Origin of the sequence: Loktanella salsilacus (assembly GCF_900114485.1) — a bacterium.
GTDB classification, from domain to species: Bacteria; Pseudomonadota; Alphaproteobacteria; order Rhodobacterales; family Rhodobacteraceae; genus Loktanella; species Loktanella salsilacus.
On sequence record NZ_FOTF01000016.1, the window covers coordinates 17,717 to 39,674 of the forward strand.

Here is a 21,958-nt window from a genome sequence, read left to right on the forward strand (position 1 = left end):
TGGATCAACTCTGATACAGGGCCATGAAAGCGGGCCATGCGGCGGGATCGGCAACAGTTTTGTCCCGGCAGAAGGCATTGCAGAAGCCGAAGATGCGGCCGTCGATTCGCAGCAGGTGGGTGACAGGATCGCCGGAGTAGGGGCAAGTTGCATTTTCTGCCGTGCCATCGGTGACGGGCGCGGCGGCGAGCGGCGCGGGGCCGGGCCATGGGCGCGCAGCGCCACCGTATTCGAAAACGTCAGAGGTCTGGTTCGCGGCCAGCCCCATCGCGCGCCAGCGGCGCAGGGCCGGATCGGCTAGATGGGCGGCGACATAGGCTTTCGTTGTGGGGCGCGTGTCAAAGCCGTAGTTGGCCAGTCGCACGGCCATGGGGGCGAATATCGCATCAGCAATGCTGTAATCGCCGCACAGCCAGGGTGTGTCTTGCGCTGTGACGCGGCGGGCGTGGGTCCAAATTTCCTCTAGCCGGTCTAGCTCAGCCGCGACTGCGGGGGAGGGTATGATTGGGGCGTAGCTGCGATGCAGGTTGACGGGCCAGTCTGATCGCAGGGCGCGAAAGCTGCTGTGCATCTCGTTGGCAAGCGTGCGGGCGGTGCCGCGGGCAAGGGGGGCTGCTGGCCACAGGCCCGCGTTTGGGTGGAGGCTTGCGAGTTCTTCGGCGATGGCCATGCTGTCCGATAGGATCGCGCCGCCCGCGGTGATCATCGTCGGCAATGTGCGCGCTGGGGCGTAATCTGTCATCAGCGCGGCTACGCCGTCCTCTGATGCGGGGTAGAGCACAGTTGTCTTGACCTGATCTGACAGACCGAAACGTTCGACCATCAACCATGCGGCAAGCGACCAGCTGAAGTAGAGGCGATTTCCGATGATCAGCTGATGGGTCATGGCGGCTTTGTCCTTATGGGCGGTGGTTGATTTGGCCGATGTGCCAGCGGTCCGCGTGGGCGGTGATGTCGGTCACGCCAAGCGGGTCTATGCTGTGCGCCATGGCCTGATAGGCTGTCTGGCCCGTTGCGCGGGGGATTTGTGACATGATCGCGCCCATATGCGCCACGATGATCAGGTGGGCCGGGGTATGGGTGATCATCAGCGCATGAATGGCAGTTGCGACCCGGGCTGTGACGGCGTTCCAGCTTTCGCCATCGGGCGCTTTCAGATCGCCGGGGTTTTCCCAAAACTGACGTGACAACACGGGATCGCGCGCGCTGACTTGCGTATGGTGAAGGCCGTCCCACGCGCCAAAGTCGATCTCTCGCAGATCGCTGCGGTGGGGCAGGCGGGTGCGGCTGGCGGTCAGAGCGTCGGCGGTTTGCACAGCGCGTGTTAGGTCAGACGAGACGATCAATGCATCCTGCGGCAGGTACGCGTTGAGCCGTGCCAGCGCTGCCGTATCGGACAGATCAACCGGTACATCACGCCAACCCGTCATCACCTTTTGATGGGTGGGGCCATGACGCACAAGCCACAGCCGGGTCACGGCAGATCGCCTTTCAACGCCAGCGGCAGGCCTGCCATGACGGCAACCACAGTGTCTGCCTGGGCGGCAAGGCGGCGGTTGATCTGGCCCTGCGCGTTCCGAAACCGCCTTGAGAGCGCGTTGTCGGGGACGATGCCCATCCCGACCTCGTTTGATACGACGACGACAGGGCAGGGGCAGGCGGCAAGGGCGGCGAGCAGGTCATCGCAGGCAGCTGATATGTCGCGGTCAGCCAGTAGCACGTTTGTCAGCCAAAGCGTCACGCAGTCCAGCAGCACGATGTCGCCAGAGCCTTGCAGCCGCAGTACCGACGCAGGGTCAAGCGGCGCGTCCGTTGTCGTCCAGCCGGGTCCGCGTTGGATAATATGCGCGGCGATTTTCTCTTCCATCTCGGCGTCAAAGGCCTGCGCGGTCGCGATGTAAGTCTTTGGTCTGCCTGTGGAAATCACCAAACCTTCTGCGTAGGCCGATTTCCCTGACGACGCGCCACCTAGTATGAATGTGAGGTTATGCAACTTCTTCATGGAACTTTCGCTGCGGCAACGGGTTTGAACTCACATAGAGACTGCCTCGCCAAAAGACACAAGCAGTTCGCGCAACCCTGGGGGATACCACAATGGCTTTTGACGGATATTCAGATCAAACCATGTCGCGGACTGCGATGAAAGCAGAGCTGCTGGATGCTGAAACCGAACTGCGGTTAGCTTATGCATGGCGGGATGAGCGGTGCGAGGAAAGCCTGCACCGCCTGATCACCGCTTACATGCGTTTGGCGATTTCCATGGCTGCGAAATTCAAGCGGTACGGGGCACCGATGAACGACCTCATTCAAGAGGCCTCTGTGGGTCTCATGAAGGCGGCCGAAAAGTTCGACCCCGACCGCGGCGTGCGGTTTTCGACCTATGCGGTCTGGTGGATCAAGGCGAGCATTCAGGACTATGTGATGCGCAACTGGTCGATGGTGCGCACCGGGTCCACGTCCTCTCAGAAATCGTTGTTTTTCAACCTGCGCCGCGTGCAGGCGCGTCTGGAACGGGAAGCCGCTGCAGAAGGGCGCAAGCTGGAAGGTCACATCATGCGCCAGATGATCGCGACCGAGGTCGGTGTGCCGCTTCATGACGTCGAGATGATGGAAGGCCGCCTGTCCGGTTCCGATTTCAGCCTGAACGCGACCCAGTCGTCCGAGGATGAAGGCCGCGAGTGGATTGATGCGCTGGAAGACGATAGCTCTCAGGCGGCGGAAAACGTCGAATTGGCCCATGATAACGCGCAACTGCGTCAGTGGCTGCTGACAGCGTTGGGCGATCTGAACGACCGCGAGCGGTTTATCGTGCGCGAGCGAAAGCTGCGTGACGACCCGCGCACGCTGGAAAGCCTTGGTGGTGAGTTGGGCCTGAGCAAAGAGCGCGTGCGCCAGCTAGAGGCCGCGGCCTTTGGCAAAATGCGCAAGAACTTGGAAAGCCAAAGCCGCGAAGTGGTTGCGTTTTTCGCATGATCTTAAAGTACCTGATCCGCGCGGCTCTGCTCGCTGTGCTGGTCGGGCAAGTGGCCCCTGTGGCCGCAGATGTCGGCCCGCTGCCACGGGCCGACATTTTCGTTCTGGGCGAAGTGCATGACAACGCTGCGACCCACGTGGTGCAGGCGCAGATCATCGAAAAGGTCGCACCGCGCGCGCTGGTGTTTGAAATGCTGACCCCTGCGCAGGCCAAGGCGGCGATGGGCGTTGATCGCAGCGATCCAGATGCGGTGGCGCAGGCCACGGATTGGGCAAACAGCGGCTGGCCGGATTTCGCGATCTATGCACCCATCTTTGCAGCCGCGCCGAAGGCGGCGATCATTGGCGCAGCTGTGCCGCGTGAACGCCTGATGACAGCGATGCAGGACGGCACCGCCGCGGCCTTGGGTTCAGCGGCTGCGATGTGGCTATCGCCAATCGCCCCAGCCGATCAGCAAGCCCGCGAGGCAGAACAGGCAGAGGCGCATTGCGGTGCCTTACCGCCCGAGATGCTGCCCGGCATGGTCGCGGCGCAGCAGCTGCGCGACGTTGCATTCGCCCGCGCCGCAGCGGGTGCGTTTGATGATATGGGCGGTCCGGTCGTGCTGATCACAGGCACCGGGCATGCGCGCAAGGACGTCGGCGTGCCGTCCTATCTGGCCGCCGCCCGCCCTGATTTAGCTGTCTTTGCCTTGGGCCAGTTCGAGGGCAGCGCGCCCGGCGCGGATGTTCAGGACGCTTTCGACAGGATCATCCTGTCCGATCGGGCCAATCGTCCCGATCCCTGCGCTGCCTTCACCAACTAGCCTTGTTGTCATCGCGGGTTTGGCCCCCTACATCTGGAGCGCAACAAAGGGGGCGGGTCCATGCTGCACGACAAGCGTATTTTGCTGATCATTGGCGGCGGTATCGCGGCTTATAAATCGCTGGAACTGATCCGTCTGCTACGGACTGCGGGCGCGGCGGTGACCCCAGTCATGACGCGCGCGGCATCCGAATTTGTAACCCCGCTGAGCGTTGCGGCGCTGGCCGGGGAAAAGGCCTATACCGATCTGTTCGATCTGACAGACGAGGCAGAGATGGGTCATATCCAGCTGTCCCGGGTCGCTGATCTGATCGTCGTCGCTCCGGCCACAGCCGACCTGATGGCCAAGGCCGCAACCGGGCTGGCAGGCGATCTGGCGACAACGCTTTTGCTGGCCACGGACACGCCTGTGATGATGGCTCCGGCGATGAACGTGCGGATGTGGGACCACCCCGCTACGCAGCGCAATCTGGCAGTCTTGCAGGGTGACGGCGTCAGCTTTGTCGGCCCTGACGTGGGCGATATGGCTTGCGGGGAACATGGTCCGGGGCGTCTGGCTGAACCTGCGGCGATCTTGGCTGCGATCCAGAGCCACTTTGCCAGCGGACCGCTGAGCGGGAAGCATATCATCGTGACCTCTGGCCCCACGCACGAGCCGATTGATCCTGTGCGTTATATCGCGAACCGGTCCTCTGGTGCGCAGGGCACGGCGATTGCGCAGGCTTTGGTCGCGCTGGGCGCGCAGGTGACCTTTGTCACCGGCCCCGCAAGCGTGCCGCCGCCGACAGGCGTGACGCTGGTCAAAGTTGAGACCGCCCAGCAGATGAAAGACGCTGTTATGGCCGCGCTGCCCGCGCAGTCCGCCGTCTTTGCCGCCGCTGTGGCCGACTGGCGTGTGGCGAATGCAGGCACGCAAAAGATAAAGAAAACCGCAGGCGGTCTGCCCGCGCTAGAGTTTGCAGAAAATCCCGACATCCTTGCCACGGTCAGCAGTTTGGACGCAGCGATGCGCCCCGCGCTCGTCGTGGGTTTTGCCGCAGAAACGCAGGATGTGACTGAACTGGCGCGCGAAAAACGCGCGCGCAAAGGGTGCGATTGGATCGTGGCGAATGACGTCAGCGACGGCACAGGCATCATGGGCGGCACGGAAAACGCGGTTACCCTTATTACCGCTAAGGGTGCCGAGGATTGGCCGCGCATGGCCAAGGCAGCGGTGGCGCAGCGTCTAGCGCAGCGCATGGCCGAGGCGCTGGGATGAGCGTCGGGGCATCGGAGGTTAATTCGGCTGCGCCGAATGACATAGAAGGGAGTATTTTTGGCAAGATGAAACCGGAAATGCGTGTCGCGCTGGCTTATGTTGCGGGAGCTGATGAGGCATTGCCACTGCCCAGCTATCAGAGCGCCGGGGCGGCGGGTGCGGATGTTTGTGCAAATTTGGCTGCGGATGATCGGGCGTTGGGCGTGACGCTGGCCCCCGGTGCGCGGGCCTTGATCCCGACAGGGTTGCGCCTTGCGATCCCGCAGGGGTTCGAGGTGCAGGTCCGCGCCCGTTCCGGCCTTGCGTTAAAGCACGGGATTGCGCTGGTGAATGCGCCGGGCACAATCGATAGCGATTATCGTGGCCCGCTGGGGGTGCTTGTCGTGAACTTAGGACAAGAAGCGTTCACTGTGACGCACGGAATGCGGATTGCGCAGCTGGTCGTGGCCCCTGTGGTGCAGGCTGATTTTGCGCTGGGTGATCTGGACAATACGGCGCGGGGTGCCGGCGGGTTTGGATCAACTGGGTCTGGAACAGATGGGGGCGCATCATGATTATGGTCGGGTTTCTGGCTGCCGTGATTTGGGGCGTGGGGGCGGCCATGGGTGCGCCGCGCCGGGCGCGGTGGGTCATGCTGGCGCTGCTCATTGGCGCTGTGATTGCAGTGCAGCTTGCCTTGCCCACCGGTCACCCGCTGCGCGAGGCGACGGGCGGTGATGTGCGCCTGTGGTTGCTGCTTCTTGGGTTTGGCGCTGTGATCTGGGGCTATGCCGCGATTCTGCGCGCCGTCAAATCGCGCGCGCAGGCAAAGCCCGCGCCTGCCGCGGCGGCCAAGGCGGGCTTTTCGGACGATGAACTGCAACGCTATGCGCGCCACATCATGCTGCGCGAAGTGGGCGGCACTGGGCAGGCGGCCTTGGGCCGCGCAAAGGTGCTGGTGATCGGAGCAGGCGGGCTGGGATCGCCCGCATTGCAATATCTGGCCGCGAGCGGCGTTGGGACGATCGGCATCATTGATGACGATGTGGTCGACAACAGCAACCTGCAGCGGCAGGTGATTTACGGCGAGGCTGACGTGGGCCAGCCCAAGGTTCAGATCGCCGCGCAAGAGATCACGCGCCGCAATCGCCATGTCACGGTGCGACCCTATCAGCGCCGCCTGACCGCCGACATCGCGGCTGATTTGATCGCCGAGTATGATCTGGTGCTGGATGGCTGCGATAATTTCGATACGCGTTATCTTGTAAACCAGACCTGCACCGCACTGGGCGTGCCGCTGATCGCGGCCGCGATGACCCAGTGGGAGGGGCAGATCAGCCTTTATGATCCTGCCCATGGCACGCCGTGCTTTGCCTGCGTCTTTCCCGATCGCCCTGCACCCGGCCTTGTGCCTAGCTGCGCCGAAGCGGGGGTCATCGGCCCGCTGCCTGGCGTCATGGGGTCGATGATGGCGCTAGAGGCGGTCAAGGCGATCACCGGGGCCGGGCAGGGGCTGGGGGGGCGTTTGCTGATTTACGATGCGCTTTATGCCGATACGCGGATCATGCAGGCGGCGGTGCGGGCCGATTGCGCCGTCTGCCATGGCAAAGGCTTGCAGGCCGCCGCGCAAGCGGCCAAGGTCTGAGCCGGGACATCATCTGGGATCGGAACTGCCATGAAAATCTTGACCACTCTTGCAGCCGTTATGCTGGCGACCACTGCAACCGCCGAAAGCCATCTGCCCGATCTGGGCGGGCAGGTTGTGACCGTCGTGACCGAAAACGCCTATCCGCCGTTGCAGTTCATCCAGAACGGCGACGCGATCGGCTGGGAATATGACGCGATGGCAGAGATCGCACGCCGCCTGAACATCGACGTCGTCTATGAAAACAGCAGCTGGGACGCGATGATCCCCGCCGTGTCCGAAGCGCAGTATGACATCGGCATGACCGGGATCACGATCCGCGATGACCGGGCCGAAGTCGTTGATTTTTCTGACCCCTACATGACATCCGAAATGGTCATGCTGGTGCGCGGCGATGAAGACCGTTTCAGCGACGCCGCCAGCTTTGCCGCCGATGCCGACCTGCTGATGGCCGCGCAGCCCGGCACGACGCCGTTTTACGTCGGCGTCTATGACGTGTTGGACGGGGACGAGGCGAACCCGCGGATTCGGACGATGGAAACCTTTGGCGCGACAGTGCAGGCGCTGCGCACCGGCGATGTTGATCTGGTGCTGACGGACGGCACGGCCGGGCAGGGCTATGTCGATGCCTCTGACGGGGCGCTAAAGATCGTTGGAGAGAAGCTGGGGACCGAAGACTTTGGCTTTATCTTTCCCAAAGGCTCGCCCCTTGTCGGGCCGATCAATCTGGCCATTGCGGATATGAAGGCTGACGGCACGCTTGATGCGCTGAATACCCAATGGTTCCTTGATTTCAAAATGGGCGAATAAGACAACGTGACGCCCGGCGGCCGCGACTTTCCCTATTGGCTGGTTGCGGCCTGCCTGATCGGCGCTGCGATGTTCGCCGCCGTGCTGGGCGATCCTACGTCACGGGGTGTGCTTGTTACGCTGATGCAGGGCGTCAAGACGACGGTGTTCGTCACGCTCATTAGCTACGCGATGGCCTGCGCGCTGGGGCTTTCGCTCGCGTTGATGGCGGGGTCGGGGTCGATTGTGCTGCGGCAAATCTCTCGGTTCTATGTCGAGGTGATGCGCGGCATCCCAATCCTTGTCTTGCTGCTTTACGTCGCCTTTGTGCTGGCACCGGCGCTGGTGGCCGGGTGGAACGCACTGGGCCTGCCAGAGGCGCGCACCCGCGATTTTCCGCTGCTATGGCGTGCCATCATCGCCCTGTTTCTGGCCTACTCTGCCTTTCTGGCCGAAGTGTTTCGTGCGGGTTTGCAATCGGTCGATAAAGGCCAGATCGAGGCGGGCCGCGCCCTGGGCCTGTCACGCTGGCACCGTTTCCGCTTTGTGGTTTGGCCGCAGGCGTTCCGCACGATCCTGCCGCCGCTGGGCAACGATTTCGTGGCGATGGTGAAGGATTCGTCCTTGGTGTCGGTGCTGGGCGTCGCGGATATCACGCAGCTGGGCAAGGTGCTGGCGGCGGGCAATTTCCGCTATTTTGAGACCTATAACGTCGTGGTGTTGGTGTATCTGACCATGACGATCACCCTGTCCATCGTCCTGCGCCGGTTCGAGCGGGGCCAGCGCCGCGGGTGAGTATTTAGAGCAAGATGATGTACAAGGCCTGCGCTTTGGGAGCGCGCCGGGATTGAGTTTATTTTGCCAGATGAACATGGGGCGGTGGCGCCTGTGCGGGTGCGGCCTTACCTTGAGCGCAAAGGAGATTTGCTATGACCAATCCGCTGTTGACCCCTTGGGATACGCCCCATGCCTTGCCGCCGTTTGATGCGATCAAAGACGCCGATTTCGCGCCTGCCGTTGAGGCCGCACTGAGCGAGGCGCGCGGCAACATCGCAGCGATCGCGGACAATCCGGATGCGCCGACCTTTGACAACACTATCGCGGCGCTGGAGTTGGCGGAGGCGACATTGGGGCGGGTCTTGGGCGTATTTTATGGCGTGGCAGGGGCGGACAGCAATCCGGCACGCGAGGCGCTTCAGCGCGACTTTTCCCCGCTGCTGAGCGCGTTTGGGTCGGAAGTGACCGCAAATGCGGCCCTGTTTGCCCGGATCGAGGATCTTTGGACGCGGCGGGATGATTTGGATTTGAGCGAAGAGCAGGCCCGCGTCTTAATGCTGAGCCGGCGCGGTTTTGTGCGGCAGGGGGCGCAGCTGACGGGAGCTGCTGCGGACCGGTTGCGGGATGTGAAGTCGCGGCTTGCGGTTCTGGGCACGCAATTTACGCAAAACTTGCTGGCGGATGAACGGGATTGGTTCATGCCTTTGGCCGAGGAAGATCTGGTTGGCTTGCCCGATTTCGTGATTGATGCGGCCCGTGCGGCGGGCGAAGCCGGTGATCATGGCGGGCCTGTGGTGACCCTGTCGCGGTCGCTGATTGTGCCATTCTTGCAGTTTTCACCGCGCCGCGATTTGCGCCAGCGGGCCTATGCCGCTTGGACGGCGCGGGGCATGAATGGCGGGGCGACGGATAACCGCGCCTTAGCCGCAGAAACGCTGGCGCTGCGGGGCGAGCGGGCAAAGCTGCTTGGGTATGACAGCTTTGCCGATTATAAGCTGGAGACAGAGATGGCGGGCACGCCGGGTGCGGTCCGCGATCTGTTGATGCAGGTCTGGGCCCCGGCAAAGGCATCCGCTGAGGCGGACGCTGAAAAGCTGACCGCCCTTCTGCACGCTGACAGCATCGCAGGACCGCTAGAGCCTTGGGATTGGCGCTATTATTCCGAAAAGCGCCGTCAGGCCGAGCATGATTTGGACGAGGCGGCGCTGAAGCCCTATCTGCAGCTTGACCGCATGATCGAGTCGTCCTTCGCCTGCGCGACGCGGTTGTTTGGGTTGCAGTTCGAACCATTTGACGGGCCGGTTTACCACCCAGATGTGCGGCTGTGGAACGTGACGCGGGACGGCAAGCATATTGCTGTTTTCGTTGGCGATTACTTTGCCCGCGCGTCCAAGCGGTCAGGCGCGTGGTGCATGGCGATGCGCAGCCAGCAAAAGCTGGCGGGTGATGTGCAGCCTATCGTCGTGAACGTATGCAACTTTGCCAAGCCAGCAGCGGGCAAGCCCGCGCTGCTGTCTTATGATGATGCACGGACGCTGTTTCACGAGTTTGGCCACGCCCTGCACCAGATGCTGTCGGATGTGACCTATGAAAGCATTAGCGGCACGTCCGTGGCGCGGGACTTCGTCGAGCTGCCCAGCCAGCTGTATGAGCATTGGCTGGAGGTGCCTGCGGTGCTGTCCGAATTTGCCGTTCATGCTGAAACCGGCGCGCCGATGCCGCAGGATATGCTGGACCGTATGCTGAACGCAGCCACCTATGACATGGGCTTTCAGACGGTCGAATATATCGCCAGCGCCTTGGTCGATTTGGAATTTCACGCAGGCCCGCCCCCGGCTGATCCGATGCAGCGGCAAGCGGAAATCTTGGGCGATCTGGGGCTGCCGCATGCGATCGGGATGCGGCATGCGACGCCGCATTTCGCCCATGTTTTTGCGGGTGACGGCTATTCCAGTGGCTACTACAGCTACATGTGGTCCGAAGTGATGGACGCGGACGCCTTTGCTGCGTTTGAAGAGGCGGGCGATCCGTTTGATCCGGCGCTCGCGCAGCGGCTAGAGCAGACTGTGCTGTCCTCTGGCGGCTCTGTCGATGCGGCCGCGCTCTACCAGCAGTTCCGCGGGCGGATGCCGGGGGTAGAGGCGCTTTTGAAAGGGCGCGGGTTGGCGGCCTAAAACCTTTCGTCCGAAAAATCTTGGGCGCAGCGCTAAACGGATGGATCGTCGGGGTGTTTTTGCACCCCGACGGGGTCCTTGTGGATCAGGACATCGGCACCGGGATAAGTGTGCAGGATCGCGCGGCGCAGGGCTGCGCCGATGGCGTGGGCACGGTGCAGGGACTGATCGCCGTCCAGTTCGATATGCAGGTTCACAAAGACCCGGCTGCCAGCGCGGCGGGTTTTCAGATCATGAAAACCGTGGACGCCGTCGAAACCCTGCGCGATGGCCGCGATTCCGGCGATCATCTCTGGGTCGGCTTGCCGGTCCATTAGGGCGTCCCACGCCTCTTTGCCGATGCGCAGCGCGCCAAAGGCCAGCAACAAGGCCGCGCCCAAGGCGACAACACTATCGACCTGCGCAAGGCCCAATGCGGATGATGCCCAAAGCGCAAGGATCGCGCCGACATTGGGGATCAGGTCGCCCAAGTAGTGCAGGCTGTCTGCCTTGACGACAGGGTTGTTAGTACGGGCCGCGACCCGGCGCTGCCAGACGACAAGGCCCAGCGTCAACACGATGGAAAGGGTGACGATCGCGATGCCAGCGCCTTCGTTTTCGGGTAGGCTCGGATCACCCTGCCACAACCGCCAGACCGCCGCAGTGCCGATCACGGCAGAGGAGGCGAGGATAATCAGGGACTGCCCAAGGGCCGCCAGATCCTCGGCCGAGGTGTGGCCAAAGTTGTGATCGTCGTCGGCGGGTTTGGCGGCATAGGCGATGGCGGCCAAGGCGGCCAGCGACATCATCAGGTCCATCGCAGAATCGGCAAGCGTGGCAGCAATGGCCAGAGAGCCGGTTTGCTGAAATGCCCAAAGCTTCGCCACGACCAACGTCAGCGCGACGGCGCAGGACAAAAGGCCAGCGGACAGGTTCAGGCGTTTATCGGATACGGCGCTACTCATGCGGGCCGTCTAGCCCATGATCGCTGCGCGCGAAAGCGTCAGTCTGCGTCGACGCCCCAAAGCACGGATTTATGCGCCCAGCCCGTATAGCCGCCGGCGGTCAGCTCGCACCAGTCCGCCTCGCACTCGCCAAGGCGGGCGATGACGTTCAGTTCAAGTTCTGCGCGTTCGGCTGCCGTATCGGTGGGCTTAACGCGCAGGGGCAAGCGGTCTTGGTCGACGATGACCGTGCGCACGCCGGACAGCATGGTGTAATGGACCCAGCCGCCTTGACCGTCGCGGTCGATGACCCGGCGCCAGTGGCCGTATTCGGCGACGACCTGCAATGGCATGTCGCGGCGCTGGAACACCCAGTCAATGCGGTGCGTCAGGCTGGGGCCGCGGCGCACGTTCGCCTCTTTCGCTTTTAGGCTGACGTAGCGGGGCAGGGGCAGGTTCGTTTCTGGCCCAACCTCTGGCCCAACCTCTGGCGCATCGACCTCTGGCGCATCAACATTGGCTGTGGTGTCCTGCGCGTTTGCTGGCACCGCGACACAGGTCGCAAGGACAAGACACAGAATGTGCGTAATTTTCATGGGTACAGCCTCGATCCGCCTGATGGGCGCGTTGGTTCTTGTGCCCCGCGTCCCTGACTGGCAACCTGACACTACAACGACCTTTTGAAAAGTGCTGCAGGAGCCCACATGCCGAGCAAGAAGCTGAGTGTTGTCGTCACGCGACGGTTGCCGCAGGTGGTCGAGACGCGGATGACTGAATTGTTCGACGTGACGTTGCGCGAGGATGACGCGCCAATGACCCGCGAGGCGCTTGTCGCGGCGATGCAGGACGCGGATGTGCTTGTGCCGACGATCACCGACCAGATTGACGCGCGATTGCTGGCACAGGCCGGCGATCGGTTGAAGCTGATCGCGAACTACGGGGCAGGGGTCGATAATATCGACGTCGCCACGGCGCGGCAGCGCGGGATCTTGGTATCCAACACACCGGGCGTGCTGACCGACGATACCGCTGACATGACGCTGGCGCTGATGCTGTCCGTGCTGCGCCGTATTCCCGAAGGCATGCGCGTGGCGCAATCGGACGAATGGGCGGGCTGGGCGCCGACGGCCATGCTCGGCGGGCGCGTCGCGGGCCGCCGCCTTGGCATTTTGGGGATGGGCCGGATTGGACAAGCCGTCGCGCGCCGCGCCCGCGCCTTTGGCATGCAGATCCATTATCACAACCGTAAACGCCTGCGACCAGAGGCAGAGGAGCCGCTGGACGCGACCTATTGGGAAAGCCTTGATCAGATGGTCGCGCGGATGGATGTGATCAGCATCAACTGCCCGCATACGCCGTCCACGTTCCACCTGATGAACGCTCGCCGGCTCAAGTTGATGAAGCCTGACGCCGTGATCGTGAACACCAGCCGCGGCGAGGTGATCGACGAAAATGCGCTGACGCGGATGCTGCGCGCCAATGAAATCGCAGGCGCTGGCCTTGACGTGTTCGAGCGCGGAGGAGAGATCAATCCCCGCCTGAAAGCCTTGCCCAACGTGATTTTGCTGCCTCATATGGGCTCGGCCACCACCGAAGGCCGGATCGAGATGGGAGAGAAGGTTTTGATCAACATTAAAACCTTTGCCGACGGCCACCGTCCGCCTGATTTGGTCGTGCCGGGGCAAATGTAACACCGCGGGTTTGACGCGGCCGCGCTTTGCGCCACGTCAGGCCCAATGTTTAAAGGAGAAATGTCGATGATGAAATTCGTGATGCCAGCCGCCGTGCTGGCTGTGCTGGGGGCCTGTGCCACACCAGTGCCGTCCAGTTTTAACGGATCAGAATCGCAGGTCGGCAACGCCGTGCCGCTGGTTATCCCCGCCGTGCCACAGCCGATCTTGGTCGATCCACCCACGCCGGTCAGCACCACGTCGCTTGATGGCCCGGCTTCATCGCCTGTACCGCGGCCATCGTCCACCGGCATGCCGCCGCCGCCCGTTGAAATCGGCGTTGTTGGCCCGGTCCCAGCGGACCTGCCTGCCTTCGAGCCGCTGATTATGGATGAAGACGTTTCCGGCTGACGCAAAGGCGGAAGGGCTGCACCGATCGCAGTGCAGCCTGAAAACTGTAGGTAATATGGCATGAGGCGCAGATATTCTGCGCCTTTTGCTTTTCTACTTTGACCGCTCTAGCGCGGGCGAATAGCTCATGGTTGAAAACCGCATCATATTGGTATCAGCGCGACCTGCTTCTGGCTCTGGCGAAATACAACCGCCCAAAACCATGAGTGCAGCCACCGCATAAAGCGTGGTGCGTTTCATAGTGCTCTCCTCAAATCCGCATCTGACGTGCGGTACTGGAGATATAACACTAAATTGTCGCAATTGATCCCCCCTCCTAATCAAAAGATCACGAAACGGGCTAGCCCGTGTCAAAAATACAAATACAGATCAACGATATTGGGGGGTTACGCCCGGAAGATGGCGCAGATGCGCTGTTTTCCGGGCGTTTGGGGCTTAGCGGTATACTTCGTCTTCGGTGGGGAATGCGCGGGATTTGACGTCTTCGGCATAGCGTTTGACGGAATCTTCGATCATCGGGCCAAGCTGGCCGTAGACCTTGACGAACTTTGGCGTCCAAGGATTCAGGCCCAGCATATCCTCTAGCACCAGAATCTGCCCGTCGCAGTCGGCAGAGGCCCCAATGCCGATGGTCGGGATCTCGACCTCTTTTGTGATTCGGGCGGCCAGCGGCTCGACCATGCCTTCTAGGACAACGGCAAAGGCACCGGCGTCGGCCACAGCGCGGGCATCATTGCTGTGCGCGTCCCAGCTTTCCTCGTCCCGGCCTTGGGTCTTGAAGCCGCCCATAACGTGGGACGATTGCGGCGTCAGGCCGGTGTGGGCCATGACGGGAATGCCGCGTTCCACCAGAAAGTGGATCGTCTCGGCCATGCGCGCGCCGCCCTCTAGCTTGACCGCGCCGCAGCCGGTTTCTTTCATGATCTTGGCCGCATTGCGGAACGCCATATTGGGCGATTCCTCGTAGGTGCCAAAGGGCATGTCCACGACGATCAGCGCCTTTTTGGTGCCGCGCACAACAGCTTTGCCATGCATGATCATCAGATCCAGCGGCACGCCAACGGTGCTTTCCATGCCGTGCATCACCATGCCAAGGCTGTCACCGACCAGAATAAAGTCGGCGTATTTGTCCACAATCGCGGCGGTATGCGCGTGGTAAGACGTCAGCGAGACGATCGGCTCGCCGCCCTTGCGGTTGCGGATTTGCGGCACGGTTGTGCGGCGAACGGTTGGGGTTTGCGTGCTCATGGCGTGATTTCCTTTTGGTCGATAAGTAACACGGTCATGAACTGGACCGCGATCATGATGCCGATTTTCCGGGTGGGGACGCCGGTGACGGGCGCAAAGGTTTCGGCGTCAACGATATCCAGCCCCGCCAGTGTCGCCCCGCGCTTGGACGCGATGACGCCGCGAATCGTCTCGGCGATCACCTCGATGGTTGCGCCTTCTTTCACCATCGCCGCGGCGACGGTCAGCGACAGGTTCAAAACGCGCGCGTCATAGCGTTCGTCCCCGATCAGGCGCACGTTGCGTGACGACATCGCCAGCCCGTCAGCATCCCTGACTGTCGGGACGCCGTGGATGGCCACGGGGATAAATAAATCGGCGACCATGCGGCGAATGACGGCAAGCTGTTGGTAATCCTTCTCGCCAAAGTAGGCGGCATCAGGCCCCACGATATTCAGCAGCTTGGTCACCACCGTTGCCACGCCGCGAAAATGCCCCGGACGCACTGCGCCATGTAGAATATTCGCCAGATGTGTCGTCTCGACGATCGTCTCGTCGCCCGCCGGATACATCACATCAGGGGTCGGCATAAACACCGCCGCCACGCCTGCGGCCTCTAGCATCGCCAGATCAGCCGCTTCGGTGCGCGGATAGTTTTCCAAATCCTTGGCGTCGCCAAATTGGGTCGGATTGACGAAAATCGTCGCAACAACTGATGCATGATCACGGGCCGCAGCAGCGACCAGCGCCATATGCCCCGCATGCAGCGCCCCCATCGTTGTCACTAGTCCGACAGTCCCTGCCTTGCGCAGGCCCGCCACGGCGGTTTTCACCTCGGCCACGGTTTTGCAGATCAGCATCTTCGCTCCCTGTTTCCTTTGCCTGACGTTCTAGGGCGCGGCAGCCGCCATGTCACGCGCGCACCCGTGCATCGTTGCGTCGGTAAAGGCCCGCTTTGTCCGCCCTTGTCGTATTCATGCCGATTTGCGTCGGCTGGTTCTTTCGCTGCGCGCTGCTTTGCAGCAGATTGCCAGCAACATAGCAGGCTTCGGGGAATCGAACATGAAAACCAACGTCAAAGCACTGGTCATCGGCGGCGGTGCCGTTGGCACGTCGATTGCCTATCATCTGGCCGCGGCCGGCTGGGACGATGTCATGCTGCTGGAACGGGACGAGCTGACATCAGGCTCGACCTGGCACGCCGCTGGCCTGCTGCCCTATTTCAACATGAGCTTTGCAACCACCCACATCCACGACTACTCGATCCGCTTCTACAAAACGCTAGAGGAAGAGACAGGCCTGAACGCAGGCTTCGCCGTCGTCGGCAACCTGCGCATGGCCCAGACGGACGAGCGGATGGAGGAATATCAGCTTTATGCCTCTACGGCGGAAACCTGCGGCGTGCCGTACGTCTTTCTGACACCGGACGAAATCAAGGCAAGATGGCCTCTGATCGAAACCTCTGACCTGAAGGGCGCACTTTATCACAACACCGACGGTTACATTAACCCCGCCGATGTGACGATGGCGATGGCCAAGGGCGCGCGCCAGCGCGGCGTGATGATCGAACGCCGCTGGCAGGCGGACGCGTTTCATTGGAACGGCACCCACTGGGAAGTCACCGCCACCAAAATGGTGGAAAAGGGCGGCAACCTTGTCCCATCTGACGAACAGATCTTCATTACCGCCGAACATGTCGTCACCGCCTCTGGCAACCACGCGCAGCGCACCGCGAAAATGCTCGGCATCAAGATCCCCGCGATCCCCGTCGAACACCAGTTCATCGTGATGGACGTCGACCCCGCGCTTCAGGAATACCGCAAGACCAACCCCGAACACCCCGTCGTGCGCGACGCCGACGCCCAATCCTATGTCCGCGAAGAACGCGGCGGCTGGATCCTTGGCGTCTATGAAAAGCACGCGCCGGCGCGGTTCGAATACGGCGTCCCTGACAGCTTCCGGGCCGATCTGTTCGAACTCAATCTGGAACGGATCGAAGAGCAGTATCTCGCGATGATCCACCGCATCCCGTCTTGCGAGGATTCTGGCCTGAAAAACGACTTCAACGGCCCGATCTGCTACACCCCCGATGGCAACCCCCTCGTCGGCCCGGCCCCCGGCCTGCACAACATGTGGCTGGCCGAAGGATTCAGCTTTGGCATCACCGCGGCGGGCGGCACCGGCTACTACCTTGCGCAGATGATGGTGAAGGGAGAGGCCGAAATCGACATGGCGTCCCTTGATCCCAAGCGGTACGGCCCGTGGATGACGACTGAATGGGCCGCTCGCAAGAACGAGGAAGCCTACGAGCACGTCTATATCCTACACCACCCGGACGAAGAACGCCCCGCCTGCCGCCCGCTGCGCACCACGCCCGCGTTTGATCGGCAAAAGGCCCGCGGCGCGCAATTTGGCTGGGTCAACGGATGGGAACGCCCGAACTACTTTGGTCCCGTGGACGCCCCGGAAAGCTTCGACCACGACGCCCGCAGCTTCCGCCGTGGCGGCTGGTGGAAACATGCTGTCGAAGAAGCTAAGGCGATCCGGACAGGTGTTGGCCTGATCGACGCCTCGGCCTTTACCAAGCACCGCATCAGCGGCCCAGGTGCCACCGCGTTCCTTGACTGGTTTACGACAAACAAGCTGCCCAAGGTCGGCCGCATCAACCTCACCTATGCGCTGACCGGGGCAGGGACCACGCGCACCGAATACACCATCGCCCGCACCGGGGATGACGACTATTACCTGATCTCTGCCGGCGCATGGACGGCCTACGACCAAGATTACCTTTATAAGGCGATCATGGAACACGAGGGCCGCTTCGGTCGTATCAACGAACAAGAGGTCACGACCCAGTGGGGCGTCTTCGCCATCGCTGGCCCCAAATCCCGCGACGTGCTGCAATCCATCATCAAGGACGCCGACCCCGCGACCGCCCTGTCCAACAAACGCTTTCCTTGGCTGTCCGTGCGCGACATCGAACTGGGCATGTGCCCCGTCCGCGCCATCCGCGTCGCCTATACCGGCGAGCTTGGCTGGGAGTTGCACCACCCGATTGAGATGCAGAACTACCTGTTCGATCTGCTGGAAAAGGCAGGCGAAGCGCATGGCATGAAGCTTGTCGGTGCGCGCGCCCAGAACTGGCTGCGGCAGGAAAAATCCTACCGCGCCTTTGGCAACGAACTCGGCCGTGACGCCACCCCGATGGAAGCCGACCTGCCGCGCTTTGTTGATCTGAACAAAGACTTCCACGGCAAGGCTGAAATGCAGGCCAAAGGCATCCGCTCGACCTGCGTCACGCTGCTGATCGACGGGCCGGATAATGCCGACCCTTGGGGCCGCGAAGTCCTCTACCACGGCGACACCCGGGTCGGCCGCCTGACCTCTGGTGGATATTCGGTCCACTTCGGCAAAAGCATCGGCATGGGCTACGTCCACCCGGACCACGCCGCCGTTGGCACCCAGCTACAGGTCAAGATGTTCGACCAGCTTTGGCCTGCGACAATCGTGGAAGACTCTCCTTACGATCCGCAAAACGCCACGATCCGCAAAGACGGCTGATTTGCATTCACCTTGCCAGATAAACTCCGGGGGAGGGCGCAGCCCGGGGGCAGCGCCCCCTCAGTCGTCGCGCTTCTCCCGCCGCCGCTGACGAAATCTGTCAGCCCGGCGGCGCAAGCGAATGATCGCCCCTGACACGGGGCGGCGCAGCCACGGCACATCGACCGCCAGCAGCAGCAGACCCACCGGGATCATCCACAACCCGAACACGGGCAGGATCGCTAGAAACCCACCCAGTATAAACGTCACGCCCACCGGCACCCGTATCAGCGCCCATCCCGGGCGGCTGATGCGGAACAGGACGCTCCCCATGCGGGGATAGTCACGGCGCAGCCGTTCGAATTGGCGGTGCAGGCGGCGGCCTTCGGGATTGATGCGGTGTCTGATCATGAGCAGGACATGGCTGCGCGGGGCCAATCATCAAGTGGCGCAGTGCTACATATTTTATCCCAGCCGGGCATGCAGGTTACTCATCTGGCAAAAACGATAGACAAGTCATGTCAGGCCACTGGCCGCGACGACATCTCTTGCTCAGATCCATTACCGCAACCTTGCGGCAGCAACCATCCATAACGCCGCATGCCCGCTCTGTATCGCAACCTCGCCCGCTGGCCCTAGCCAAAGCGGGCCGGTGACAGCGCCGCGGCCAGATCAGCGCCCAGCTGCGGCGTGCGGTTTGCGACGACATCGGCGATCAACGCAGATGCGGCGGGCGCGGTCTGGAACCCGTATCCGCCTTGTCCCGCACACCAGATAAAGGTTGGCGCATCCACCGCCCGCCCCAGAACCAACTGACGGTCCGGGGCAAAGGTACGCAGGCCAGCCCAAGTTGCGACAGGGCGCGTGACCTCTGGCGTGACATATTCCTGATAGCGCGCCAGCCCTTCAGCCAAGGTCATGTCGTCGGCAAACGCATCATGAGGATCAACCAAGTCTTCCTCCGCTGGCGACACCAGTAGCGCCCCCGCGTCGGGTTTGGCGTACCAGCTTTCGCCGGGTCCGAATATCATGGGCCAGTTGCTGACCGCATGTCCGCCCGGTGCGGCCAACCGCGCCATAGACCGCCGCAGCGGCGTCAGCCCCAGTGGGCGCACCCCGGCTGATACGGCAACCTGATCGGCCCAAGCCCCCGCGGCGTTTACAATCACGCGGCAGGTCACATCGCCCGCAGGTGTCGTCAGCTGCCATCCGGCCCGTGTGCGGGTGATGGTCTCTACGCGCGCGCCTGTCATGACGCTGCCGCCATTGCCGCGCAGTTCGCGCAGCCAGTTCTGCATCAGCAAATCGGTGTCGATATCCCATGCCGCAGCGTGATAGGCCGCGCGGTCCACGTAATCCGATAGGATCGGCACCAACGCCCGTGCCTCTGCCGTGGTGATCTGCTCTAGCCCCATATCCGCAACATCAGCGGCAAAGCGATCGGCCTCGTCCTTTGCCCCCAGCAGCATCAACCCGCGCGGCGATAGCACGCCGCCATTGGCGTTTTCGTGGAAATCGCGGCTGGCGGCGTTTAGCGCCCGGGTGGAGGGCTTGCCGTAGTTTTCCTCGAACAAAGCGGCAGAGCGGGCAGAGCTGTGATAACCCGTCTGCGCCTCTGCTTCGATCAAGGTGACGTTGCCCAGATGCGAAAGTCGGGCTGCAGCAGAAATGCCAGCAACCCCGCCGCCAATCACTACGATATCAGTCATACTTCTTCTAACCGATCCGTGGCAGGGGCGGGGGTCGGGCTCAGCGCGCTGATCTGAGTATAGAGTGCATCGGTCATCGCGAAATCCTGTGCGGCCAGCGACGGCGCAAGCTGCGCCATCGACTTGGCTGATATGATGGGCGAGGGGGCAGTGGGATGCGCTGCAACCCAAGCGACGGCCAAAGTCGCCGCATCCGTCCCCAATTCATCCGCCATATCCGCCAAAGCGGCCCCGGCGGCATGCATCCAGTCGGGATTATAACGGGCGGCATACATTTTATCTTCGCTCAGCCGTCCTGTGCCGCCGCGCGCGTACTTTCCGGTCAGCAATCCGCCCCCAAGCGGGGAATAGGCGCAGACTTGTATCCCCTGATCGGCGGTCATCGGTAGAATCTCGACCTCTGCCTGCCGTTTGACCAGATTATACATCGGTTGCATCACATCAATCTGCGTTCCAAGGCTTGCACAGACCGCTTGCGCCTTCATAACTTGCCACGCGGCATAGTTGCTGACGCCAATATGGCGGATTGCGCCGTCCGATTGCAGGCGCGCAAGCGTCTCAAATGTTTCAATCAGTGGCGTGGCATCGTCCCAGCGGTGCAAATACAGCAGATCGACGCTGTCCACGTCCAATTGTTGGCGACAAATTTCGAACTGCGCCAAAATATTTGTTTTGCCCGCACCGCCCGCGAAGGCAACTTTGGTCGCAAGATAGATCGAATCCCGTTCAGGCGCGATCATCGGCCCGAGCAGCAGCTCGCTTGCGCCGTCGTTATAGCGGACGGCGGTGTCGAAATGATTGACGCCGGCCGCGCGCGCCCCACTATACATGGCTTTACTGGCCTGCTCATCGGCGCGGCCGCCGAATTGCATGGTGCCAAATGTCAGTCGGGACAAAGCGGTCCCGTCGCGTGTATGCAGCTGTTTCATGACGCAACGATGACACGCAGGGGGCCGCCTAGCAATCTACTTGGGCGCCTTGTCAATCACACTACGCCGAAAGTTCCACATTCCGTCTGTGTAAAATAAATCTGTCTTGTGTGCGTAAATGCAGACATCACATTAAAGTTTACATCTGGGTGTGCACATTCGCAAAAAACCTCCCTATATCGTTTGGCAGAAGAGGACACGATGTCCCTCACCAAACGAAAGATAAGACAATGACAAACTTCAAATCCTCCCTGATCGTCGCCGCTCTGGTTTCTGCATTCGGCGTGACCGCTGCTTCCGCCGCTGACTTCCAGCCCACCAAAAGCTTCAACGACCTGTCCGCTGCTGGCGTCGCCGCAACCGAAGCAAACATTGCAGCCCTGGGCGTGAGCAACCGCGCTGGTAACGTGCTGACAACCGGCGAGCTGACCGCGATCCAGCAGATCATTCTGGACCAGTCGAACGAAGCATCGAAAGCCAAGCGCGTGAACCTGATCGTGAACGGCGAGTCCGCAGGCTACGGCCCCGGCTACTCCGTCACTTACTAATCGCTTCTTAGCGACCTTCCTCCCTCCGCTCCTCCCAGCGGGAAATACACAGGGCGCTGCCCTGAGAATATAAAACGAAACCGCGTGAACCTGATCGTGAACGGCGAGTCCGCAGGCTACGGCCCCGGCTACTCCGTCACTTACTAATCGCAGGCTAACGGCCACGCCGTGCCGAAGGGCCTGCCTGTTATAGGCAGGCCCTTTTGCGTTCTAAAACTTCGACCATGTTGCGCCCGCACAAAGGAATTCGACGATGTCGTTTCATGCCAAACCCGCCCTGATGATGGCCGCGATGATGGCCAGCCTTGCCGCTGCACCGGCTGGCGCACAAAGCCTGAGTGAGATGAAGATCGCTGACACCAGCCCCGCAATGCGCGCGGCCTTTGATCTTAACCTTGATCTGCTGCGCGTGCAGCTTGATCGCGGGAAATCGTTCAATCTGGATACGTATATTCAGGCGCAGCGGATTATGAATGACCGCTCGGACCCATCGCTCAAGGCGAGCCGGATCGAAAACCTTGTCAATAACGGCAATGAGTTTGATCCGCGACGCGGCGACTGACACCGCCCCGAAAATGCAAAAAGGCCCGCCAATGGCGGG

General features: G+C 61.8%; 24 protein-coding genes. 13 read left to right on the plus strand and 11 right to left on the minus strand.

What is annotated here, in order from left to right; all coding sequences use genetic code 11:
• Positions 1–4 precede the first annotated feature (4 nt).
• From BM131_RS13955 to cobU, 3 genes are read right to left on the minus strand one after another with little or no spacing between them, the layout of a single operon-like run.
• A complete protein-coding gene (locus BM131_RS13955; RefSeq protein WP_090190469.1) occupies positions 5–886 on the minus strand; it encodes a glutathione S-transferase in 882 nt (293 codons plus the stop codon).
• 13 nt (positions 887–899) lie between these two features.
• A complete protein-coding gene (locus BM131_RS13960) occupies positions 900–1,478 on the minus strand; it encodes a histidine phosphatase family protein (RefSeq protein ID WP_090190470.1) in 579 nt (192 codons plus the stop codon).
• Positions 1,475–2,002: a bifunctional adenosylcobinamide kinase/adenosylcobinamide-phosphate guanylyltransferase gene (cobU, locus tag BM131_RS13965; protein WP_090190472.1), complete on the minus strand. Its 528-nt coding sequence runs from the start codon at positions 2,000–2,002 to the stop codon at positions 1,475–1,477. Before cobU ends, BM131_RS13960 begins: the two co-directional genes overlap by 4 nt.
• A 92-nt stretch (positions 2,003–2,094) precedes the next feature.
• Here cobU and BM131_RS13970 point away from each other — a divergent pair, with 92 nt between their 5' ends.
• From BM131_RS13970 to BM131_RS14005, 8 genes are all read left to right on the plus strand, one after another.
• Complete coding sequence (locus tag BM131_RS13970) at positions 2,095–2,973, plus strand: RNA polymerase factor sigma-32 (RefSeq protein WP_090190473.1); 879 nt, start codon at positions 2,095–2,097, stop codon at positions 2,971–2,973.
• Positions 2,970–3,779 (plus strand): ChaN family lipoprotein, encoded by an 810-nt coding sequence (locus BM131_RS13975; RefSeq protein WP_090190475.1) that lies wholly within the window; start codon positions 2,970–2,972, stop codon positions 3,777–3,779. Before BM131_RS13970 ends, BM131_RS13975 begins: the two co-directional genes overlap by 4 nt.
• Positions 3,780–3,839: 60 nt before the next feature.
• A complete protein-coding gene (gene coaBC / locus BM131_RS13980) occupies positions 3,840–5,036 on the plus strand; it encodes a bifunctional phosphopantothenoylcysteine decarboxylase/phosphopantothenate--cysteine ligase CoaBC (RefSeq protein WP_090190476.1) in 1,197 nt (398 codons plus the stop codon).
• A gap of 65 nt (positions 5,037–5,101) precedes the next feature.
• Positions 5,102–5,590 (plus strand): dUTP diphosphatase, encoded by a 489-nt coding sequence (gene dut / locus BM131_RS13985; RefSeq protein ID WP_090190478.1) that lies wholly within the window; start codon positions 5,102–5,104, stop codon positions 5,588–5,590.
• Complete coding sequence (locus BM131_RS13990) at positions 5,587–6,660, plus strand: HesA/MoeB/ThiF family protein (RefSeq protein ID WP_090190479.1); 1,074 nt, start codon at positions 5,587–5,589, stop codon at positions 6,658–6,660. Before dut ends, BM131_RS13990 begins: the two co-directional genes overlap by 4 nt.
• Before the next feature lie 30 nt (positions 6,661–6,690).
• Positions 6,691–7,470, plus strand: a complete 780-nt coding sequence (locus BM131_RS13995; protein WP_090190481.1) for a transporter substrate-binding domain-containing protein — start codon at positions 6,691–6,693, stop codon at positions 7,468–7,470.
• A gap of 6 nt (positions 7,471–7,476) precedes the next feature.
• Positions 7,477–8,244 (plus strand): amino acid ABC transporter permease, encoded by a 768-nt coding sequence (locus BM131_RS14000; protein WP_245754257.1) that lies wholly within the window; start codon positions 7,477–7,479, stop codon positions 8,242–8,244.
• Positions 8,245–8,378: 134 nt separating this feature from the next.
• Complete coding sequence (locus BM131_RS14005; RefSeq protein WP_090190483.1) at positions 8,379–10,400, plus strand: M3 family metallopeptidase; 2,022 nt, start codon at positions 8,379–8,381, stop codon at positions 10,398–10,400.
• Positions 10,401–10,432: 32 nt separating this feature from the next.
• On the opposite strand, the gene BM131_RS14010 is transcribed toward BM131_RS14005, so the two are convergent.
• Both BM131_RS14010 and BM131_RS14015 read right to left on the minus strand, forming a co-directional pair.
• Positions 10,433–11,344, minus strand: a complete 912-nt coding sequence (locus tag BM131_RS14010; RefSeq protein ID WP_090190485.1) for a cation diffusion facilitator family transporter — start codon at positions 11,342–11,344, stop codon at positions 10,433–10,435.
• 38 nt (positions 11,345–11,382) lie between these two features.
• Positions 11,383–11,919 (minus strand): SH3 domain-containing protein, encoded by a 537-nt coding sequence (locus BM131_RS14015; protein ID WP_090190487.1) that lies wholly within the window; start codon positions 11,917–11,919, stop codon positions 11,383–11,385.
• Between the two features lie 108 nt (positions 11,920–12,027).
• Between BM131_RS14015 and BM131_RS14020 the strand changes: the two genes are divergently transcribed.
• On the plus strand, positions 12,028–13,014 hold the full coding sequence (locus tag BM131_RS14020; protein WP_090190489.1) for a 2-hydroxyacid dehydrogenase: 987 nt from the start codon (positions 12,028–12,030) through the stop codon (positions 13,012–13,014).
• Between the two features lie 66 nt (positions 13,015–13,080).
• The gene (locus BM131_RS14025; protein WP_090190490.1) at positions 13,081–13,404 is read left to right on the plus strand and encodes a hypothetical protein; all 324 of its coding nucleotides are present in this window, start codon (positions 13,081–13,083) and stop codon (positions 13,402–13,404) included.
• A gap of 93 nt (positions 13,405–13,497) precedes the next feature.
• Here BM131_RS14025 and BM131_RS20285 read toward each other — a convergent pair whose 3' ends face one another.
• The 3 genes from BM131_RS20285 to panC all read right to left on the minus strand — a co-directional run bounded on the left by BM131_RS20285 (position 13,498) and on the right by panC (position 15,491).
• Positions 13,498–13,644 (minus strand): hypothetical protein, encoded by a 147-nt coding sequence (locus tag BM131_RS20285; RefSeq protein WP_175499353.1) that lies wholly within the window; start codon positions 13,642–13,644, stop codon positions 13,498–13,500.
• A 195-nt stretch (positions 13,645–13,839) separates the two neighbouring features.
• A complete protein-coding gene (panB, locus tag BM131_RS14030; RefSeq protein WP_090190492.1) occupies positions 13,840–14,652 on the minus strand; it encodes a 3-methyl-2-oxobutanoate hydroxymethyltransferase in 813 nt (270 codons plus the stop codon).
• The gene (gene panC / locus BM131_RS14035; RefSeq protein WP_090190493.1) at positions 14,649–15,491 is read right to left on the minus strand and encodes a pantoate--beta-alanine ligase; all 843 of its coding nucleotides are present in this window, start codon (positions 15,489–15,491) and stop codon (positions 14,649–14,651) included. The genes panB and panC overlap by 4 nt, the downstream gene beginning before the upstream one ends.
• A 202-nt stretch (positions 15,492–15,693) precedes the next feature.
• Between panC and BM131_RS14040 the strand changes: the two genes are divergently transcribed.
• On the plus strand, positions 15,694–18,192 hold the full coding sequence (locus tag BM131_RS14040) for a GcvT family protein (protein WP_090190552.1): 2,499 nt from the start codon (positions 15,694–15,696) through the stop codon (positions 18,190–18,192).
• A 60-nt stretch (positions 18,193–18,252) separates the two neighbouring features.
• Here BM131_RS14040 and BM131_RS14045 read toward each other — a convergent pair whose 3' ends face one another.
• From BM131_RS14045 to BM131_RS14055, 3 genes are all read right to left on the minus strand, one after another.
• Complete coding sequence (locus tag BM131_RS14045; RefSeq protein ID WP_090190494.1) at positions 18,253–18,582, minus strand: hypothetical protein; 330 nt, start codon at positions 18,580–18,582, stop codon at positions 18,253–18,255.
• Between the two features lie 224 nt (positions 18,583–18,806).
• Complete coding sequence (locus tag BM131_RS14050; protein ID WP_090190496.1) at positions 18,807–19,880, minus strand: NAD(P)/FAD-dependent oxidoreductase; 1,074 nt, start codon at positions 19,878–19,880, stop codon at positions 18,807–18,809.
• A complete protein-coding gene (locus BM131_RS14055; RefSeq protein ID WP_090190498.1) occupies positions 19,877–20,809 on the minus strand; it encodes an aldo/keto reductase in 933 nt (310 codons plus the stop codon). Before BM131_RS14055 ends, BM131_RS14050 begins: the two co-directional genes overlap by 4 nt.
• A gap of 230 nt (positions 20,810–21,039) precedes the next feature.
• Between BM131_RS14055 and BM131_RS14060 the strand changes: the two genes are divergently transcribed.
• Complete coding sequence (locus BM131_RS14060; protein WP_090190500.1) at positions 21,040–21,357, plus strand: lysozyme family protein; 318 nt, start codon at positions 21,040–21,042, stop codon at positions 21,355–21,357.
• Positions 21,358–21,610: 253 nt separating this feature from the next.
• On the plus strand, positions 21,611–21,919 hold the full coding sequence (locus BM131_RS14065; protein ID WP_090190501.1) for a hypothetical protein: 309 nt from the start codon (positions 21,611–21,613) through the stop codon (positions 21,917–21,919).
• The last annotated feature ends 39 nt before the right edge of the window (positions 21,920–21,958 follow it).

Excerpts from the sequence above, each read along its gene's own strand:
- BM131_RS14060 (WP_090190500.1), top strand. The coding sequence starts at position 21,040 with ATGACAAACTTCAAATCCTCCCTGATCGTCGCCGCTCTGGTTTCTGCA.
- BM131_RS14055 (WP_090190498.1), bottom strand. The coding sequence starts at position 20,809 with ATGAAACAGCTGCATACACGCGACGGGACCGCTTTGTCCCGACTGACA.
- panC (WP_090190493.1), bottom strand. The coding sequence starts at position 15,491 with ATGCTGATCTGCAAAACCGTGGCCGAGGTGAAAACCGCCGTGGCGGGC.
- BM131_RS20285 (WP_175499353.1), bottom strand. The coding sequence starts at position 13,644 with ATGAAACGCACCACGCTTTATGCGGTGGCTGCACTCATGGTTTTGGGC.
- cobU (WP_090190472.1), bottom strand. The coding sequence starts at position 2,002 with ATGAAGAAGTTGCATAACCTCACATTCATACTAGGTGGCGCGTCGTCA.
- BM131_RS14005 (WP_090190483.1), top strand. The coding sequence starts at position 8,379 with ATGACCAATCCGCTGTTGACCCCTTGGGATACGCCCCATGCCTTGCCG.
- BM131_RS13955 (WP_090190469.1), bottom strand. The coding sequence starts at position 886 with ATGACCCATCAGCTGATCATCGGAAATCGCCTCTACTTCAGCTGGTCG.
- BM131_RS14040 (WP_090190552.1), top strand. The coding sequence starts at position 15,694 with ATGAAAACCAACGTCAAAGCACTGGTCATCGGCGGCGGTGCCGTTGGC.
- BM131_RS13995 (WP_090190481.1), top strand. The coding sequence starts at position 6,691 with ATGAAAATCTTGACCACTCTTGCAGCCGTTATGCTGGCGACCACTGCA.
- BM131_RS13975 (WP_090190475.1), top strand. The coding sequence starts at position 2,970 with ATGATCTTAAAGTACCTGATCCGCGCGGCTCTGCTCGCTGTGCTGGTC.
- dut (WP_090190478.1), top strand. The coding sequence starts at position 5,102 with ATGAAACCGGAAATGCGTGTCGCGCTGGCTTATGTTGCGGGAGCTGAT.
- BM131_RS14010 (WP_090190485.1), bottom strand. The coding sequence starts at position 11,344 with ATGAGTAGCGCCGTATCCGATAAACGCCTGAACCTGTCCGCTGGCCTT.
- BM131_RS14065 (WP_090190501.1), top strand. The coding sequence starts at position 21,611 with ATGTCGTTTCATGCCAAACCCGCCCTGATGATGGCCGCGATGATGGCC.
- BM131_RS13970 (WP_090190473.1), top strand. The coding sequence starts at position 2,095 with ATGGCTTTTGACGGATATTCAGATCAAACCATGTCGCGGACTGCGATG.
- BM131_RS14015 (WP_090190487.1), bottom strand. The coding sequence starts at position 11,919 with ATGAAAATTACGCACATTCTGTGTCTTGTCCTTGCGACCTGTGTCGCG.
- BM131_RS14025 (WP_090190490.1), top strand. The coding sequence starts at position 13,081 with ATGATGAAATTCGTGATGCCAGCCGCCGTGCTGGCTGTGCTGGGGGCC.
- coaBC (WP_090190476.1), top strand. The coding sequence starts at position 3,840 with ATGCTGCACGACAAGCGTATTTTGCTGATCATTGGCGGCGGTATCGCG.
- panB (WP_090190492.1), bottom strand. The coding sequence starts at position 14,652 with ATGAGCACGCAAACCCCAACCGTTCGCCGCACAACCGTGCCGCAAATC.
- BM131_RS14045 (WP_090190494.1), bottom strand. The coding sequence starts at position 18,582 with ATGATCAGACACCGCATCAATCCCGAAGGCCGCCGCCTGCACCGCCAA.
- BM131_RS14020 (WP_090190489.1), top strand. The coding sequence starts at position 12,028 with ATGCCGAGCAAGAAGCTGAGTGTTGTCGTCACGCGACGGTTGCCGCAG.
- BM131_RS14050 (WP_090190496.1), bottom strand. The coding sequence starts at position 19,880 with ATGACTGATATCGTAGTGATTGGCGGCGGGGTTGCTGGCATTTCTGCT.
- BM131_RS13990 (WP_090190479.1), top strand. The coding sequence starts at position 5,587 with ATGATTATGGTCGGGTTTCTGGCTGCCGTGATTTGGGGCGTGGGGGCG.